Annotated in this window: 17 protein-coding genes; 5 read left to right on the top strand and 12 right to left on the bottom strand. The window is 72.1% G+C overall.

What is annotated here, in order from left to right; genetic code table 11:
• Nucleotides 1-53 precede the first annotated feature (53 nt).
• Nucleotides 54-434 carry an Rv2175c family DNA-binding protein gene (locus BAW75_RS20600; RefSeq protein WP_043329433.1) on the bottom strand — a complete coding sequence of 127 codons (381 nt, stop codon included), beginning with the start codon at nt 432-434 and terminating at the stop codon, nt 54-56.
• A 142-nt stretch (nt 435-576) separates the two neighbouring features.
• Between BAW75_RS20600 and pknB the strand changes: the two genes are divergently transcribed.
• Both pknB and BAW75_RS20590 read left to right on the top strand, forming a co-directional pair.
• On the top strand, nt 577-2562 hold the full coding sequence (gene pknB / locus BAW75_RS20595; RefSeq protein WP_064445208.1) for a Stk1 family PASTA domain-containing Ser/Thr kinase: 1986 nt from the start codon (nt 577-579) through the stop codon (nt 2560-2562).
• On the top strand, nt 2559-3428 hold the full coding sequence (locus BAW75_RS20590; RefSeq protein ID WP_208635282.1) for a deoxyribonuclease IV: 870 nt from the start codon (nt 2559-2561) through the stop codon (nt 3426-3428). The genes pknB and BAW75_RS20590 overlap by 4 nt, the downstream gene beginning before the upstream one ends.
• 120 nt (nt 3429-3548) lie before the next feature.
• Here BAW75_RS20590 and BAW75_RS20585 read toward each other — a convergent pair whose 3' ends face one another.
• From BAW75_RS20585 to BAW75_RS20570, 4 genes are all read right to left on the bottom strand, one after another.
• Complete coding sequence (locus BAW75_RS20585; protein WP_104114584.1) at nt 3549-4568, bottom strand: threonine aldolase family protein; 1020 nt, start codon at nt 4566-4568, stop codon at nt 3549-3551.
• Between the two features lies 1 nt (nt 4569).
• Nucleotides 4570-5976 carry a class II 3-deoxy-7-phosphoheptulonate synthase gene (locus BAW75_RS20580; protein ID WP_104114579.1) on the bottom strand — a complete coding sequence of 469 codons (1407 nt, stop codon included), beginning with the start codon at nt 5974-5976 and terminating at the stop codon, nt 4570-4572.
• Between the two features lie 57 nt (nt 5977-6033).
• Nucleotides 6034-6549 (bottom strand): hypothetical protein, encoded by a 516-nt coding sequence (locus tag BAW75_RS20575; protein WP_104114578.1) that lies wholly within the window; start codon nt 6547-6549, stop codon nt 6034-6036.
• A 173-nt stretch (nt 6550-6722) separates the two neighbouring features.
• A complete protein-coding gene (locus BAW75_RS20570) occupies nt 6723-8357 on the bottom strand; it encodes a glycosyl hydrolase family 18 protein (RefSeq protein WP_069089011.1) in 1635 nt (544 codons plus the stop codon).
• Nucleotides 8358-8500: 143 nt separating this feature from the next.
• Between BAW75_RS20570 and BAW75_RS20565 the strand changes: the two genes are divergently transcribed.
• On the top strand, nt 8501-8989 hold the full coding sequence (locus tag BAW75_RS20565; RefSeq protein ID WP_013287644.1) for a glutathione peroxidase: 489 nt from the start codon (nt 8501-8503) through the stop codon (nt 8987-8989).
• A 72-nt stretch (nt 8990-9061) separates the two neighbouring features.
• Here the strand turns inward: BAW75_RS20565 and BAW75_RS20560 are convergent, their stop codons facing one another.
• The 7 genes from BAW75_RS20560 to BAW75_RS20530 all read right to left on the bottom strand — a co-directional run bounded on the left by BAW75_RS20560 (nt 9062) and on the right by BAW75_RS20530 (nt 12722).
• Nucleotides 9062-9865 carry an SGNH/GDSL hydrolase family protein gene (locus BAW75_RS20560; RefSeq protein ID WP_043329427.1) on the bottom strand — a complete coding sequence of 268 codons (804 nt, stop codon included), beginning with the start codon at nt 9863-9865 and terminating at the stop codon, nt 9062-9064.
• 106 nt (nt 9866-9971) lie between these two features.
• Nucleotides 9972-10166 (bottom strand): GNAT family N-acetyltransferase, encoded by a 195-nt coding sequence (locus tag BAW75_RS32630; protein ID WP_064445200.1) that lies wholly within the window; start codon nt 10164-10166, stop codon nt 9972-9974.
• Between the two features lie 166 nt (nt 10167-10332).
• The gene (locus BAW75_RS20550) at nt 10333-10683 is read right to left on the bottom strand and encodes a DUF2203 domain-containing protein (RefSeq protein WP_018785307.1); all 351 of its coding nucleotides are present in this window, start codon (nt 10681-10683) and stop codon (nt 10333-10335) included.
• Nucleotides 10684-10718: 35 nt separating this feature from the next.
• Complete coding sequence (locus BAW75_RS20545; protein WP_104114577.1) at nt 10719-11045, bottom strand: DivIVA domain-containing protein; 327 nt, start codon at nt 11043-11045, stop codon at nt 10719-10721.
• The gene (locus BAW75_RS20540; RefSeq protein WP_244206188.1) at nt 11045-12118 is read right to left on the bottom strand and encodes an FAD-binding oxidoreductase; all 1074 of its coding nucleotides are present in this window, start codon (nt 12116-12118) and stop codon (nt 11045-11047) included. Before BAW75_RS20540 ends, BAW75_RS20545 begins: the two co-directional genes overlap by 1 nt.
• Entirely contained in the window at nt 12115-12477 is a 363-nt protein-coding gene (locus BAW75_RS20535) for a globin family protein (RefSeq protein WP_244206187.1), read from the bottom strand. The genes BAW75_RS20540 and BAW75_RS20535 overlap by 4 nt, the downstream gene beginning before the upstream one ends.
• Entirely contained in the window at nt 12468-12722 is a 255-nt protein-coding gene (locus BAW75_RS20530; protein ID WP_043331086.1) for a hypothetical protein, read from the bottom strand. The genes BAW75_RS20535 and BAW75_RS20530 overlap by 10 nt, the downstream gene beginning before the upstream one ends.
• A 228-nt stretch (nt 12723-12950) precedes the next feature.
• Between BAW75_RS20530 and BAW75_RS20525 the strand changes: the two genes are divergently transcribed.
• Nucleotides 12951-13784, top strand: coding sequence for a DUF5919 domain-containing protein (locus tag BAW75_RS20525; protein WP_104114576.1), 834 nt, complete (start codon nt 12951-12953; stop codon nt 13782-13784).
• Entirely contained in the window at nt 13781-14572 is a 792-nt protein-coding gene (locus tag BAW75_RS20520) for an inositol monophosphatase family protein (protein WP_069089009.1), read from the top strand. Before BAW75_RS20525 ends, BAW75_RS20520 begins: the two co-directional genes overlap by 4 nt.
• Nucleotides 14573-14888 lie beyond the last annotated feature (316 nt).

The following is a 14888-nucleotide window of genomic DNA, read 5'->3' as shown; positions in this document are numbered from 1 at the left end:
AGCCTCGGTCGGGTAGGGTGGGGGGTGAGTAGAGGAGGGAGGGGGGGGGTGGGTTAGAAGGCCACGGCCTGGGCTCGGCGTTTGACCTCGCGGGCCAGGTCGCCGCCGAGGGCCACTGCGGGGGTGCCGGGAAGCGACGGGTCCTCCCGGTAGAGCCAGCGCAGCGCCTCCTCGTCGTCGTACCCGGCGTCGGCGAGCAGGTTGAGCACGCCGGGCAGGTGCTTGAGCACGGTGCGGTTGGCCACCAGGTCGGCCGGGACGCGGCGGACGCCGTCGCGGCGCACCGCGAGCAGCTCGCGGTCGCGGATCATCTGGTGCACCTTGCTGATCGACAGGTCCAGGCGCTCGGCCACGTCGGGCAGCGTCAGCCAGCCGGCCGGGTCGGCCGGTCCGGCCAGGTCGGCGCCGGTCTCGGCGGGTACGGAATCGGTCACCCGACCACCCTGCCACGTGCCCGCCGGATCCGGTGCACGGCACCCCCCGACCTGCGCCGGAGCGCGCCGGGCCACCGGTGTCCCAACCCGGCGGTAGCATCCTGTTCTACGTTCACCCTTCCGACACATAGACTGCCTGCCGATGGACACACAGGTCGCCGACACGTTGCTGGGCTCGCTGATCGAGGGGCGCTACCGCATTCGCGGTCGCGTCGCCCGTGGCGGCATGGCGACCGTGTACACCGCCACCGACGAGCGCCTGGAGCGCACCGTGGCGGTCAAGATCATTCACCCGACCCAGGCGCCGCAGGCCCGGGCCCGGATGGCCGGGTTCGTCGAGCGGTTCACCGACGAGGCGAAGACGATCGCCCGGCTCACCCACCCGAACGTGGTGGCGGTCTACGACCAGGGCATCCACGCCGGCCTGCCGTACCTGGTGATGGAGTACGTGCGCGGCCGCACGCTGCGTGACGTGCTCGCCGAGCGCCGCCGGCTGAACCCGGACGAGGCGCTCGCGATCACCGAGCAGGTGCTCGCCGCGCTCGCCGCCGCGCACCGGGCCGGCCTGGTGCACCGCGACGTCAAGCCGGAGAACGTCCTGGTCGCCGAGGTGCCCGCCGGCGGCAGCCGCGACCTGGTCGACAGCGTGGTCAAGGTGGCCGACTTCGGGCTGGCCCGGGCCGTCGAGGCGAGCGCGGAGGACGAGAACGGCAACCAGCTCATGGCGACGGTGGCGTACGTGGCGCCGGAGCTGGTCACCCAGGGCCACGCCGACCCGCGCACCGACGTCTACTCGGCCGGCATCGTGCTGTTCGAGATGCTCACCGGCCGGGTGCCCTACGACGGCGACCGCCCGGTGGAGGTCGCCTGGCAGCACGTCGACCGGGACGTGCCGGCCCCGTCCACGCTGGTTCCGGCGCTGCCGCCGGCTGTCGACGCGCTCGTCGCCCGGGCCACCCGGCGCGACCCGGCCGCCCGTCCGGCCGACGCCGCGGCGCTGCTGACCGAGGTGCAGGCGGCCCGCGAGGAACTGGGCAACCCGCACACGCACACCACTGTCCTGCGTCAGCTCAGCGACGACACGGCGGTGCTGAGCCAGCCGACGCAGGTGGTGGCCGCGCTGCAGCCGATCGAGCGCCCGTCGTGGGCCCGGCTGCCCGAGGGCGCCGCCACGCAGCGCCCGCACCGCCGACGCGCCGCCGAACCGGAGGGGGTGGGCGCCCGGTTCGCCGCCCTGCGTACCCGGATCATGGGTTCGCCGCGCGGCCGGCTGGCCGTCGCCGCGGCGGTCGTGGTGCTCGGCCTGGTCGCCGCCGTCGGCGGCTGGTGGTTCGGCGTGGGCCGCTACACGGTCGCGCCGCAGATGGTGAGCCTCACCAAGGCCGAGGCGGAGGCGCAGGCCCAGCGCGGTGGTTTCACGCTGCGCTACGCCGACCCCCGGTACGACGAGAACGTCCCGAAGGACACCGTGCTCGGGCAGGCGCCGGGCTCGGCCGCCCGGATCGTCAAGGGCGGCACGATCACGCTGACCCTGTCGCTCGGTCCGGAGCGCCTGCCGGTGCCGGACGTGGTGGGCAAGGACTTCGCGCTCGCCCAGGTGGAGCTGGAGGGTCTCAACCTGGTCGCGGCCAAGGGCAGCTCCCGCTACGACGACGCGCTGCCGGCGGGTGTCGTGCTGGCCACCGACCCGAAGGTGGGCACTGAGGTCAAGCCCGGGGCCAAGGTGACGCTGATCCTCAGCAAGGGCCGCGCCCCGGTGAGCGTGCCCGACCTGGTCGGCAAGAGCCTCACCGAGGCGCGCGCCATCCTCGCGCGGCTCGGGCTCAAGCCGGTGGAGAACGTCAAGGAGTCCGACAAGCCGAAGGACGAGATCCTCGGCCAGAGCCCGGCCGACGGCACCGGTGTGGAAAAGGGCGCCCAGGTCAAGCTGGAGATCAGCAAGGGCCCGCCGCAGGTGGCCGTGCCCCGGGTGGTCGACATGCCCTGCCAGCAGGCCAAGCAGACGCTGGAGAGCCAGGGCTTCCCGGTCAACATCCAGCTCAACCCGAACGGCATCGTCCGGATCCAGAACCCGGCCGAGAACACGCCGGTGCCGCCGGGCACCACGATCACTGTGACGTGCCTGTGAGCGCGGCGAACGGGTGCCGGCCGGTGGGGTCGCACACCCCCACCTCCGGTGGCCTGGCGCGGGCGGCCCTGCCGTACGCGGATGCGGCCGAGTCCGAGGTGGTGCAGGTCTACGTCTCGAACTCGCGTGGCTGGGCGCTGCCGGCCGGTGACCCGGCGCAGGACGCGCTGTTCCGCGACGGCTGCGCCGAGCGTGGCCTGCCCGTGTTCATCCACGCGTCGCTGCTGGTCAACCTCGGCTCCCCCACCCCCGCGACGGTCACCAGGTCGGCGGAGACGCTCGCCCACGCGCTGCGGCGGGGCCGGGCGATCGGCGCCGAGGGCGTGGTGTTCCACGCCGGCAGCTCGGTGGACGCCGGGCACGCCGAGGCGGCCCTGCGGCAGGTCCGGGAGTCGCTGCTCCCGCTGCTCGACGAGACCGCGGCCACCGGCGGGCCGATGCTGCTGGTCGAGCCGAGCGCCGGGGGCGGCCGGTCACTGGCGTCCCGGGTCGAGCACCTCGGCCCCTACCTCGACGCGGTCGACCGGCACCCGATGCTGGGCGTCTGCTTCGACACCTGTCACGCCTGGGCGGCCGGGCACGACCTGGCCGCCGAGGGCGGCATGACCGCCACGCTCGACACGCTGGTCGCCAAGGCGGGCGCCGACCGGCTGCGGCTGGTGCACGCGAACGACTCGAAGGACCTGTGCGGCTCCACCCGGGACCGGCACGAGAACATCGGCAAGGGCACCATCGGCGAACCGGCGTTCGCCGAGCTGATGCGCCATCCGGCGACCGCCGGCGTACCGGTGCTGGTGGAGACCCCCACGGAGAAGCACGTCGGCCACGCCGCCGACATCGCCACCCTCAAACGCCTGCGCCCCTGACGCCCCCCCGCTTCCCCGCCCTCGGCCCTCGCCACAGCGTTGATCAAGGAGTTTGTGTCCGGATCCGGCGCAGGATCGGACACAAACTCCTTGATCAACGAGGCGAGATGGGCAGGGCGGTCAGGCGCGCAGGGCGGTGTCGAGGATGGTGGCGGCGCTGTCGATCTGCTCGTCGGTGACGTCCAGGTGGGTCACCAACCGGGCGGTACGCGGGCCGAGCACCGAGATCAGCAGACCGGCTTCCCGCGCGGCCGCCGCCAGCGCGTGCGCGTCGAGAGGGTGCTTGGTCAGGTCCAGCGGCACGATGTTCGTGCGCACCACCGACGCGAGCACCCCGTGCGGGGCGACCGCCTCGGCCAGCCGGGCCGCCTTCGCGTGGTCCTCGGCGAGCCGCTCGACGTGGTGCGCCAGCGCGTACCGGCCGGCGGCGGCAAGAATGCCGACCTGCCGCATGCCACCGCCCATCCGCTTGCGCAGGACCCGCGCGCGGGCGATCTTCTCCGCGCTGCCCACCACCAGCGAGCCGACCGGCGCGCCGAGGCCCTTGGAGAGGCACACCGAGAGCGTGTCGAACAGCTCGCCGTACCCGGCCAGCGGCACCCTGTCCGCGACGTGCGCGTGCCAGATCCGGGCGCCGTCGCAGTGCAGCGCCACCCCGTGCTCGTCGGCGACCTCGCGCATGCGGCGCAGCGTCGGCAGCGGGATCACCCCGCCGCCGCCCCGGTTGTGGGTCTGCTCCACCGCGATCGCGCGGGTCGGCACCGCGAAGTAGCCGTCCGGCCGGATCATCCCGGCGACCACGTCGGGGTCCAGGTCCGCGCCCACCGCCGGCCACGTCCGCGAGGAGATCCCACCGTACGCGGCGGCGGCCCCCACCTCGTACGTGACCACGTGCGCGTCGGCGTCGCAGAGCAACTCGTCGCCGGGCGGCACGTGCAACTGGAGCGCGATCTGGTTGGCCATCGATCCGCTCGGGGCGAACAGCGCCGCCTCGTGGCCGAACAGCGCGGCCACCTCCGCCTCCAGGGCGGCGACTGTCGGGTCCTCGCCGTAGACGTCGTCGCCCACCTCGGCGGCGGCCATCGCCTCCCGCATCCCCGGCGTCGGCCGGGTCACGGTGTCCGTCCGCAGATCGATCAGTTCACCCACGGAGCATCTCCGCCACCAGGAACGCCAACTCCAGCGACTGCTGGGTGTTGAGCCGGGGGTCGCAGGCGGTCTCGTACCGGTCGGGCAGGTCGAGGTCCTCGATGCCCTGGGCGCCGCCGAGGCACTCGGTGACGTCCTCGCCGGTCAGCTCGACGTGCAGGCCGCCCGGGTGGGTGTCGAGGCCGCGGTGCACCTCGAAGTAGCCGAGCACCTCGTCCACGATCCGGTCGAAGTGCCGGGTCTTGTAGCCGTTCGAGGACTCGTGCGTGTTGCCGTGCATCGGGTCGCACTGCCAGACGACCTTCGCGCCGGCGGCGGTGACCTTCGCCACGATCGGCGGCAGCGCGTCGCGTACCCGGTGGTTGCCCATCCGGCTAATCAGCGTGAGCCGGCCGGGGATGTTGTCCGGGTTGAGCTTCTCGCAGAGCTCGATCGCCTCGTCCGGCGTGGTGGTGGGGCCGAGCTTGACGCCGATCGGGTTGGCGATGCGGGAGATGAAGTCGATGTGCGCGCCGTCGATCTGCCGGGTCCGCTCGCCGATCCAGAGGAAGTGCCCGGACAGGCCGTACGCCTTGTGGTCGGAAATCCGGGTCAGCGCCCGGTCGTACTCCAGCGCCAGCGCCTCGTGCGAGCAGTAGAGCGTGACGGTGCGCAGCGCCTCGTCGTCGGTCATCCCGCAGGCCCGGATGAGGGCCAGTGCCCGGTCGATCTCGCGGGCGATCGCGTCGTAGCGCTCCCCGGCCGGGGACTGCCGGACGAAGTCCTTGTTCCAGTCGTGCACGGCGTGCAGATCGGCCAGGCCGCCGGCCAGGTACGCCCGGAGCATGTTCATCGCGGCGGCCGAGTTGGCGTACGCCCGGATCATGCGCTGCGGGTCGGCGACCCGCGCCTCCGGCGTGGCCTCCAGCGAGTTGATCATGTCGCCGCGGTAGGCGGGCAGCCCCCGGGCGTCGGTCGGCAGGGACCGGGGCTTGGTGTACTGGCCGGCCACCCGGGCCACCTTGACCACCGGCAGCGACGCGCCGTACGTGAGCACGATGGCCATCTGGAGCAGCGTGCGGGCGTTGGCGAGCAGGTGGCTCTCGGTGTTGTCGGCGAACGTCTCGGCGCAGTCACCGCCCTGGAGCAGGAACGCCTTGCCCTCGCAGACCAGGGCCAGCCGCTGCCGCAGCTGGTCGACCTCGTAGGGCGCGACCACCGAGGGAACCGTGTCCAGCACCCGGCAGACCTCGGCGACCTGGGCCTGGTCGTCCCACGGCGGGGTCTGCGCGCGCGGCAGCTCCCGCCATCGGTCGAGGCCGAGGGCCGCGTCCTCGGCGGAGTCGGCGGTCGGGCGGCTGGTCTGCAGGCCAGGGCTGCCCACGGCGGGGTGACTCAGCTGATGCCACTCATGGCGCATGGAGGAAAGCGTACGGCGACCGTCGCGATCACTCGTCGCCGAGGGGCATGGTTCCGGTCACTGGGAGGAGACCGGCGAGGGCCGCGCCGCCGGCGGCGGCTCGGACGGGTCGGCCGTGCGGTCGCCGGGAACCTCGCCGGAGATGCACCAGTCCGCCCCGTTACGGGTCACCGTGAACAGCAGGGACCGGGTGGCCTTGCGAGATCCGGCGGCCACCGTGACGGAGGCGCTGACCTCCTGCCCGTTCGGGCCGGAGCGGACGTCGGTGATCGTCGGGTCGGGCACCGTGAAGTGGTCGGCGAAGTCGCCGTTCGGGCCGGTGGCGGCGGCGTCGAAGGCGGCGTGCATGGGCGCGCAGAGCTGGCTGCGGCCGGCGTCGGCGTCGCGGGCGGTGAGCGCGTCGAGGTACGCCTGCACGCGCTCCCGGCTCTTGGCCGCCGCCTCCTCGGCGGGCGCCCGGCCGCTGGGCGCGGTGGCGGCGCCGTCCGGGCCGGAGCCGCAGGCGGCCAGCGCCGGCGTGAGCGCGAAGGAGAGGGCGAGCGCGGCGAACCGGCCGCGGTGGCTGCGATCCATCGGTCCTCCCGTCGCGTGGACTCGTCGAGCGGCGAGTGTGCCACACCCGGCCCGCGCGGCCGGGTGACTCCCCATCCTGACCCGGATCGACGCGCTCTGCCAGAACGGCACGCGGGCGGGGAGGGGCCGGTACGGCCCCTCCCCGCCGGGTGGGTGGTGCGTCGGCCCTCGGCTCAGCCGAGACCGCCCTTGATGGCGCCGATCAGCTCACCGTTGCTGGTGTCACCGGAGAGCTCCCAGAAGAACGCGCCACCGAGGCCCTGGCTGTTGGCGTAGCTCATCTTCCCGCCGATGGTCGCCGGGGTGTCGTAGCTCCACCAGTTGCTGCCGCACTTGGCGTACGCGGTGCCGCCGACCGTGCCGGTGGCCGGGCAGCTGTTCTTGAGCACCTTGTAGTCCTCGATGCCGGCCTCGTAGGTGCCGGGGGCCGCGCCGGTGGCACTGCCGCCGGGCGCGGCCTGGGTCACGCCGGTCCAGCCGCGTCCGTAGAAGCCGACGCCGAGCAGCAGCTTGCTGGACGGTACGCCCTTGGACTTCAGCTTCTGGATCGCCGCGTCGGACCAGAAGCCCTGCTGCGGGATGCCCGAGTACGAGTAGAGCGGCGAGTGCGGCGCGGTCGGCCCCTGGGCGTTGAAGGCGCCGAAGTAGTCGTACGTCATCGGCATCAGCCAGTTGAGGTTCGTCGCGGCGCCCGCGTAGTCGGTCGCGTCGATCTTGCCGCCGTTGCTGCCGTCGGCGGTGATCGCCGCGGTGACCAGGAAGCTGGAGCCGAACTTGCTCCGCAGCGCCGAGACCACGTTCTTGAAGGCGTTCGGGCCGCTGCTGTCGCACTGGAGGCCGCAGGCGTTCGGGTACTCCCAGTCGACGTCGATGCCGTCGAAGACGTCCGCCCAGCGCGGGTCCTTGACCAGGGAGTAGCAGGAGTCGGCGAACGCGGCCGGGTTCTGCGCGGCCTGGGTGAAGCCGCCGGACCAGGTCCAGCCACCGAAGGACCAGAGGACCTTCAGGTTCGGGTACATCTTCTTCAGCTTGCGCAGCTGGTTGAAGCTGCCGCGCAGCGGCTGGTCCCAGGTGTCGGCCACGCCGTCGACGCTGTCCGCGGCGGTGTACGCCTTCTCGTAGTCGGCGTAGCTGTCCCCGATGCTGCACCGGCCGCCGGTGGTGTTGCCGAAGGCGTACAGGATGTGGGTGAGCTTCGCGGCCGAGCCGCTGGTGTGGATGTTCTTGACGTGGTAGTTGCGGGCGTAGACGCCCCACTCGGCGAAGTAGCCGACGACCTTCTTGCCGCCGGGCGGCGGCGTGGTGGGCGGCTGCGTGGTCGGCGGGGCGGTCGTCGGCGGCGCCGTGGTGGGCGGCGCGGTGGTCGGCGGCGCCGTGGTCGGCGCGGTGGTCGTCGGCGTGCCGCCGCCGGTGCAGGTGCCGCCGTTGATCGTGCAGCTCACCGGCGCCTTGTAGCCGCCGGTGCCGTTGTAGCCCCAGCTGAAGCTGGCGCCGGGGGCGAGCGTGGCGGCCCAGCTCTTGTTGACCGCCACGTAGCGGTCACCGCTGCGGGTGATGTCGGCGTCCCAGGAGCTGCTGATCGAGGTGCCGGAGGGCAGCGTGAACTCGATGCGCCAGCCGTTGACGGTGGAGCTGGTGCCGTTGGTGACGGTCACCCGCCCTTCGTGGCCGGTCCCCCAGTCCTGCACCTTGGCGAAGGTGGCGGTGACGCTGCCGGCGGCCGACGCGGTGGTCATGGGCACCGCGGCGACCGCGAGCGCGACCACGGCGCCGGTGGCCCACAGGGCCCGGCGGAGCGATCTCTTCATACGGCGTCCCTCCAATAGTTAGGAAAGTTTCCAAATTGATTGCTGAGACGCTACTCACGCCGTCACCACTTCGTCAAGATGTAGATGCGTCGATTTCACGGGTGGCGCGGGACGGTCCGCGTGACGGCCCGTAGCCTCGTCACATGACCGTTTTCGACGTCCAGATCGACGCCCTCACCGGCGGACCGGCCGACCTCGGCCGCTACCGCGGCCGCGCCCTGCTCGTGGTCAACGTGGCCTCCCGCTGCGGCCTCACCCCGCAGTACGCGGGCCTTCAGGAACTCGCCGACACGTACGCCGGGCGCGGGCTCACGGTGCTCGGGGTGCCGTGCAACCAGTTCGCCGGCCAGGAGCCGGGCAGCGCCGCCGAGATCGAGGAGTTCTGCCAGGTCAACTACGGCGTGACGTTCCCGCTGACGGAGAAGGTCGACGTCAACGGTCCGGACCGGCACCCGCTCTACGCCGAACTGGTGTCCACGCCGGACGCCGAGGGGCACACCGGCGACGTGCGCTGGAACTTCGAGAAGTTCCTCGTCGCCCCGGACGGGACAGTGGCCGCCCGGTTCGGCCCGCAGGTCACCCCCGAGGACCCCGAGCTGCGCGCGGCGATCGAGAAGGTCCTGCCGGCCTGACGGGCACACCGCCGCCGGGCACGGCGAAGCGGCACGCCCCCGCGGGGAGGCGTGCCGCTGCCGCGGACCGGGTCAGCCGGCGGCGGACCGGAAGACCGGGTAGTAGCCGCCGGACTGCCCGGCCGCCGTCGGGTGGTACGACTTGCTCAGGCTCAGCACGTTGAGCGCGTGCAGCCACTTGGTCCCGCCGCTGCACAGCTGGTGGCCGACGAAGATGGAGCGGACGTCGGCGAATTTGAAGCCGGCCGAGACGGCGGCCGTACGGGTGATGTCGTCGAGCAGGTTGATGCCCTCGTTGATCTTCGCCCGGGACGTGGCGCTGAGCCCGACACAGGTCGTGCCGAGCTGGTAGAAGACCGGGTAGCCGACCACCACGACGCGGGCCGAGGGCGAGCGGCTCTTGATGCCGTTGTAGACGTTGGCGAGGCGGCCCGGCATCGAGGTGCGGGCCACGTTCATGGCGGACTGCACTGCCGCCACGCACTGGGTCTCCCCCTGGAGCACACAGGTGCTCATGATGTTGGCGAAGCCCACGTCGTTGCCGCCCACGGTGACGCTGACCAGCGTGGTGGTCGAGGAGAGCGCGGAGAGCTGGCTGTTGATGACGTCGGCCGTGGTGGCGCCGGAGCAGGCCACCGATCGGTACGACGCCGGCTTGATGTTGGCGTTGTAGAGCGCCGGGTAGGCGTTCGTGCTGCGTAGGCAGTTACCGCTCTCGGACGTGTAGCTGTCGGCGCCGACGCCGGAGGCGTACGAGTCGCCGAGCGCGACGTAGCGGTCGGACGGGGCCGCCTGGGCGGGGGCGGCCAGAGACAGAGTGACCCCGACCGAGGCGGCCAGGGTCAGGGCGAGGGTGGCAAGACGGGATCTCCGCACGTCGCACTCCTGGGGGCGTGAAGTGGTGGTGAGAGATAGATATCAATAAGATCACAGCGCATGGAAGATCACCGATTTGCGGTTCGGTGCGCATAGCGACTTACGCCTACAAATCGTTGCCGGTCTCGCGGAGCGGGATGAAGGATTGTTCCGCCGGGAACGTCAGACGCATCGCCGGGTCGGCGGTCTCCCGGAAACCCAGGGCACGGTAGAGCGGCCGGCCGGCCGCCGAGGCCCGCAGGTCGACCCGGCGCACACCCCGGTCCCGGAACCAGGCCAGCAGTGCGCTGCGGCCAGCCACGGGTCCGGCTCGGCCAGCCAGGCGCGCAGATTGTCCCGGGCCACGTCCTGCCAGCGGCCCGGCGGCGGCCGGGCGCCGCTCATTCCGGCGAGCATCAGCCCGCGCAGCCGCACCAGCTCGTCGGCGTCGGACGGCACCGCCCGGCGCGCGTCACCCACAGGCCGGCTCAGACCGGACGGCGGCCGGCGAATCCGCACTCGACCCGGTGGTACCACCGGATGTCGGTGTCCCCCTCCAGCCAGCACCACAGCACCGCCCGGCCGTCGCGCTCACCGGGGAAGTCGAGCAGCACCGGGGCGATCCCCTTGACCGCGATGTCGTGCTGGTGGAACTCGTCCACCACCACGTGCAGCCGCGCCTCCAGGGCCTTCACCTCGGCGAGCCCGCCGAGCGCGCTGACGCCGTGGTCGGCCAGATCGACACGCAGCTCGGCCAGGTCGGCCCGCAGCCGGATCAGCTCGTCGACGCGCGGCCGCAGCGTGGCCACCAGGTGTCGCGCCTGGGCGAGAGTGAACACCGGGCCAGTATGCGGCACGACCGGTGTCGTCCGGGTCACCGCTCACCCGCACGTCGACCGTCGGGGCCGGGACGGGACGGTGCGCCTGGAATGGCCGCGGGAGACCAGACGACACCGGCAGCCTCCCGCACCTCGGCCTGCCAGGCGCGCAGGGCCCGCTTGATGCGGTCGTTCTCGTCCCGGGCGTCGTCGAGCAGCCGGGTCCGCTCCCCCAGTTCGTAGACGAGCCGGTGCAACAGCGCGTCGACGTCGTCGGTCCGGTAACCGCGCCGCCCCAGTGACGTGCGGGGCAGCTCGACGGCGCTGAGCCGGTCCGCGGTGAGCGGGCCGGCCAGCGCGTTGCGGCTGTGATAGACGCCCATCAGACGCCGAACCCGTCCGGCAGGTGGATCCGCTCGGCCGGCACCCCACCGGCGAGCAAGCGCAGCCGCGACCCGGCCACCATCAACGGTGGCCCGCACAGGTAGACCTCCTGGCCGGGTCGCCAGTGGTCGAGCGCGACGGTGAGCGCATCACCCTGCTCTCCCGCCTCCGCCACCGGATCGTGCGAGAACGCGGGCACGACGGTCAGCCAGTCGTTGCTGCTCTGAAGCTTGTCGAGGCTGATCGGGTCGTAGAGGTCGGCGAGGGTACGGGCGCCGACCACCACTGTGACCCGGCGACCGGCCGGCGCGGCGGCGACCTGCTCGACCAGGGCGCGCAGCGGCGCCAGCCCGGTCCCCCCGGCGACGAGCAGCAGGTCCGCCTTCGACGCCGGATCGAGGGTCAGGCCGGTCGACCGGGGCGGGCCGAGCCAGATCCGGTCACCGGGGCGTACCCGGTGCACGAGCGTGCGGGAGACGGCGGCGACGGCACGGACGTGGAGTTCGACGGTGCCGTCGGCGCGCGGAGCGTTGGCCGGCGAATACCAGCGCCACCGGCCGGGCCGGCGCTCGGCGCAGACCGGCAGCGCCTGGCCGGGCCGGAACGTCAGGCGGCGCCAGGGGCGCACGGTCACCACGGCGATGCCGTCGGCGGCCCGGTCGTGGTCGACGACCTGCGCCGGCCACCAGGGCGGGCCGTCGTCGGCCTGCTCGACCGCACGGCTCACCGCCGCCGTGGCCCGCCGGGCGGCCCCTGCCCAGGCCGCCACCAGTTCCGGTGTCAACCTCACCTGCCGGGACACCGTCGCGACGAGCGCGGCCTCGACGGTGAGCTGGTGCGGCAGCAGCCGGTAGCGGCGACAGGCCCGGCCGAGCACGGTCAACAACGCCGCCCGCCCGGCCGGGTCGTCGCCACCGCTGACCAGCCGTCCGAATGCGGCGAGGAACACCGCCGCCTCCCGCTCCGGCAGCGTCCCGGGGCAGCGCTCCTCGACCGCGCACCAGAAGTGGTCGGCCGCCTCGCGGGCGTACCGCATGGTGACGGACCACGACGCAGCGAGGGCGGCGGTCACCAGCCGGCCTCGTCCGAGAAGGCCCGCCGGGCCGCTGTCACCGAGCCTGCCGGCACGTCGAGCGCCCAGAGCACCCCGGCCAGGTAGTCGACCACGCGGCGGTGCTGCGCCTCGGTCAGGCCCAGGCCGCGCCATGCCTCGGCCGTCGGCCGGGCGATGTCGCCCGCCGGTCCGCCGAGCGCCACCGTGAGGGTGAGCGCCAGGTGTCCGGCGAGCCGGGCCCGATCAACCCCGACGAGGTACGGCGCCAGCTCCGCGTCCGCCGCCACCAGCCGCAGCCACCGGGCCACCGCCTCACGCACCGCCGCCGACCCGGGCCAGCTCTCCGTCGGGTACGCCCCGAGCCCGGTCACGCCCACGGCCAGGCGCCCGGGTCGCCGGCGGCGACCAACTCGTCCACGCGCTCCTCGGTGAGCCCGGCCGCCTGCAATGTGCTGCGGCCCCAGCGGGCCAGCCGGCACGGATGCGGGACCCGCTCACTGCGGCACAGTGGACCCGCCGGCCACCGCTCCGGCACATGCACCGCCACCGCGCGTACGGCCAACGCCACGTCCTCGTCGCTGACCGGGGTGAACACCGGGAAGTCGTCCAGCACCGCCGCCATGAAGAGCCCTTCCGTCGAGAGTCGGAGCGGCACCGGGGCGGGCGGGGACGGCGGACGCGCTCGGGTGACGCCCCGCCGGAGCCCAGCACCCGCCCCGGGCCATGCGTCCACCCTCGCCAGCTTGCGGCTCATCGGGTACGACTACGCTCTGCACTTGCGCTGTACCAGCTCTGAAGTCGAGTCGCTAAGCTGCTGGCAGCCGGTCTCGACGCACTCGGAGGCGAGCCGATGACGACCGTGCAGAAGTGGACCGGCCGGGAGACCCGGATGCTGCGGCACGCGCTGCGGATGAGCATCCGCGACTTCGCCGAGCACCTCGGCGTCAGCGAGCGCACCGTCTCGAAATGGGAGGCCGGCCGGGATGCGGTGCAACCCCGACCGGAGATCCAGGCCGCTCTCGACACCGCGCTCGCGCGGGCGGGGAACGAGGTTCATCGGCGATTCCGGTCAGGCTTGGGATTGGCCGATGCCGCCGAGCTGCGGCAAGGTGCTGCCGATATCCAGGCGGAAGGGAACGGTGGCACCTCAATAGCGGACGTCACGGCGGTTTTCCGCAATCGGGCGGAGCTCTCTGCGCACCTGCCTGCGGATCGCATCCTGGACGGCGCCCGAAAGGTTCGAGCGATGGGGCTCTCCCTGAACCTGCTGTGCCAGCACTACCCCGATCACCGCTGGCGTCAGCTCATCGAAGGCGGCGCACAGGTCCGATGCCTGTTCCTGGATCCTGACGGCTCGGCGATCCAAGCCAGGGAACGTGAGGAGAGCTTCCCGGCCGGCCAGCTCGCGGCACTGACGAAGCTCAACATCGAGACGATGTTGCGGGTGCGTGACCGCCTGTCGGGCGACATGTACGGCAACGTGCAGCTCGCCCTCTACGACGAGACGCTTCGGTTCAACGTGCTCCTCATCGACGACCTCTGCCTTGCCCAGGCATACCTGCCCACGAGCCGAGGGGTCGACTCTCCGACCTTCGTGATGCGACGCCGAGAACCCACGACGGGGTTGTATCCGGTGTATGAGCAGATTTTCGACTCTCAGTGGGAGCGGAGCCGGCAACGGTGACCTCGTACCGTGAGCTGCTGCCGGTCGCCCTCGATGCTGTTGGTCGGGCAGCCACCTTCATGCGCCGCCAGGCACCGGTCACCTCTACCAGTAAAGGCGACCGCGATCTCGTCTCGGATGTCGACTACGCGATTGAGCGAGACCTTCGATCGTTCCTGCGCGATGCGACACCCGGCATCGCCTTCCTCGGGGAGGAGGAGGGAGTCAGCGGCACCGGGGATTTGCAGTGGACGCTTGATCCGGTCGACGGAACGATCAATTTCGTGCGCGGTATCCCCTTGTGCGGCATCTCCCTCGGCTTACTCCACGGAACACGTCCAGCCCTCGGCGTCGTGGACCTACCCTTCCTCGGTGCTCGATACTGGGCCGCCGAAGGTTGTGGGGCATTCGCGAACGGCGATCCGGTCAAGGTGAGCGACACCACCAGCCTGGACGAAGCCGTCGTAGGGATCGGCGATTTCGCCGTCGGAGCGGATGCCGCGAACAAGAATCGGATCCGGCTGGCACTTATGGCGCGGCTTGCCGCGACGGTGCAGCGCGTGCGAATGAGTGGATCAGCCGCAGTGGATCTCGTCTGGTTGGCGGAGGGGAAGATCGACGCCGCCATCACCCTCTCCAACCACACCTGGGACATGACAGCCGGGGTGGCCATCGCCCGTGAGGCGGGAGCCGTCGTCGCCGACATCAGTGGGGCCGAGTACAGCGCCGAGTCGACGACTACCCTCGCGATCACCCCTGGGCTGGTCGGTCAGATGTTGCCGCACCTGCGGGAGAACGAGACGGCGTGAGCCGATGACGACTGTGGCATAGGTCGCCCTGGGCGCTCGCTCTGACGTCGTCGTGAGGGGGCCACATGGACATCGATGAGGCGAAATGCGAGGTGCGTGAGACCATTTGGTCACGGTTGGAACAGGCTGCTCAGGCGCTACCCCCTGGCGCGTACGGGCGCATCCCCGACTTCGTTGGAGCCAAGCGGGCCGCAGAACGGCTTACGGCGCATGACGCTTGGCGCAGCGCTCGCGTCATCAAGTCCAACCCGGACAAGGCTCAACTTCCGGTGAGGCTGGGAAAGCCTCAGCTCCCAGAAGATCGGCTCCATTCCGG

It is taken from the genome of Micromonospora chalcea (assembly GCF_002926165.1).
GTDB lineage: Bacteria > Actinomycetota > Actinomycetes > Mycobacteriales > Micromonosporaceae > Micromonospora > Micromonospora chalcea.
This window is presented reverse-complemented; position numbering and strand designations above follow the sequence as displayed.

Bases quoted from the DNA above. Each gene is read 5' to 3' on its own strand.
- pknB (WP_064445208.1), top strand. From the start codon at position 577: ATGGACACACAGGTCGCCGACACGTTGCTGGGCTCGCTGATCGAGGGG.
- BAW75_RS20565 (WP_013287644.1), top strand. From the start codon at position 8,501: ATGACCGTTTTCGACGTCCAGATCGACGCCCTCACCGGCGGACCGGCC.
- BAW75_RS20580 (WP_104114579.1), bottom strand. From the start codon at position 5,976: ATGCGCCATGAGTGGCATCAGCTGAGTCACCCCGCCGTGGGCAGCCCT.
- BAW75_RS20575 (WP_104114578.1), bottom strand. From the start codon at position 6,549: ATGGATCGCAGCCACCGCGGCCGGTTCGCCGCGCTCGCCCTCTCCTTC.
- BAW75_RS20570 (WP_069089011.1), bottom strand. From the start codon at position 8,357: ATGAAGAGATCGCTCCGCCGGGCCCTGTGGGCCACCGGCGCCGTGGTC.
- BAW75_RS20545 (WP_104114577.1), bottom strand. From the start codon at position 11,045: ATGGGCGTCTATCACAGCCGCAACGCGCTGGCCGGCCCGCTCACCGCG.
- BAW75_RS20530 (WP_043331086.1), bottom strand. From the start codon at position 12,722: ATGGCGGCGGTGCTGGACGACTTCCCGGTGTTCACCCCGGTCAGCGAC.
- BAW75_RS20525 (WP_104114576.1), top strand. From the start codon at position 12,951: ATGACGACCGTGCAGAAGTGGACCGGCCGGGAGACCCGGATGCTGCGG.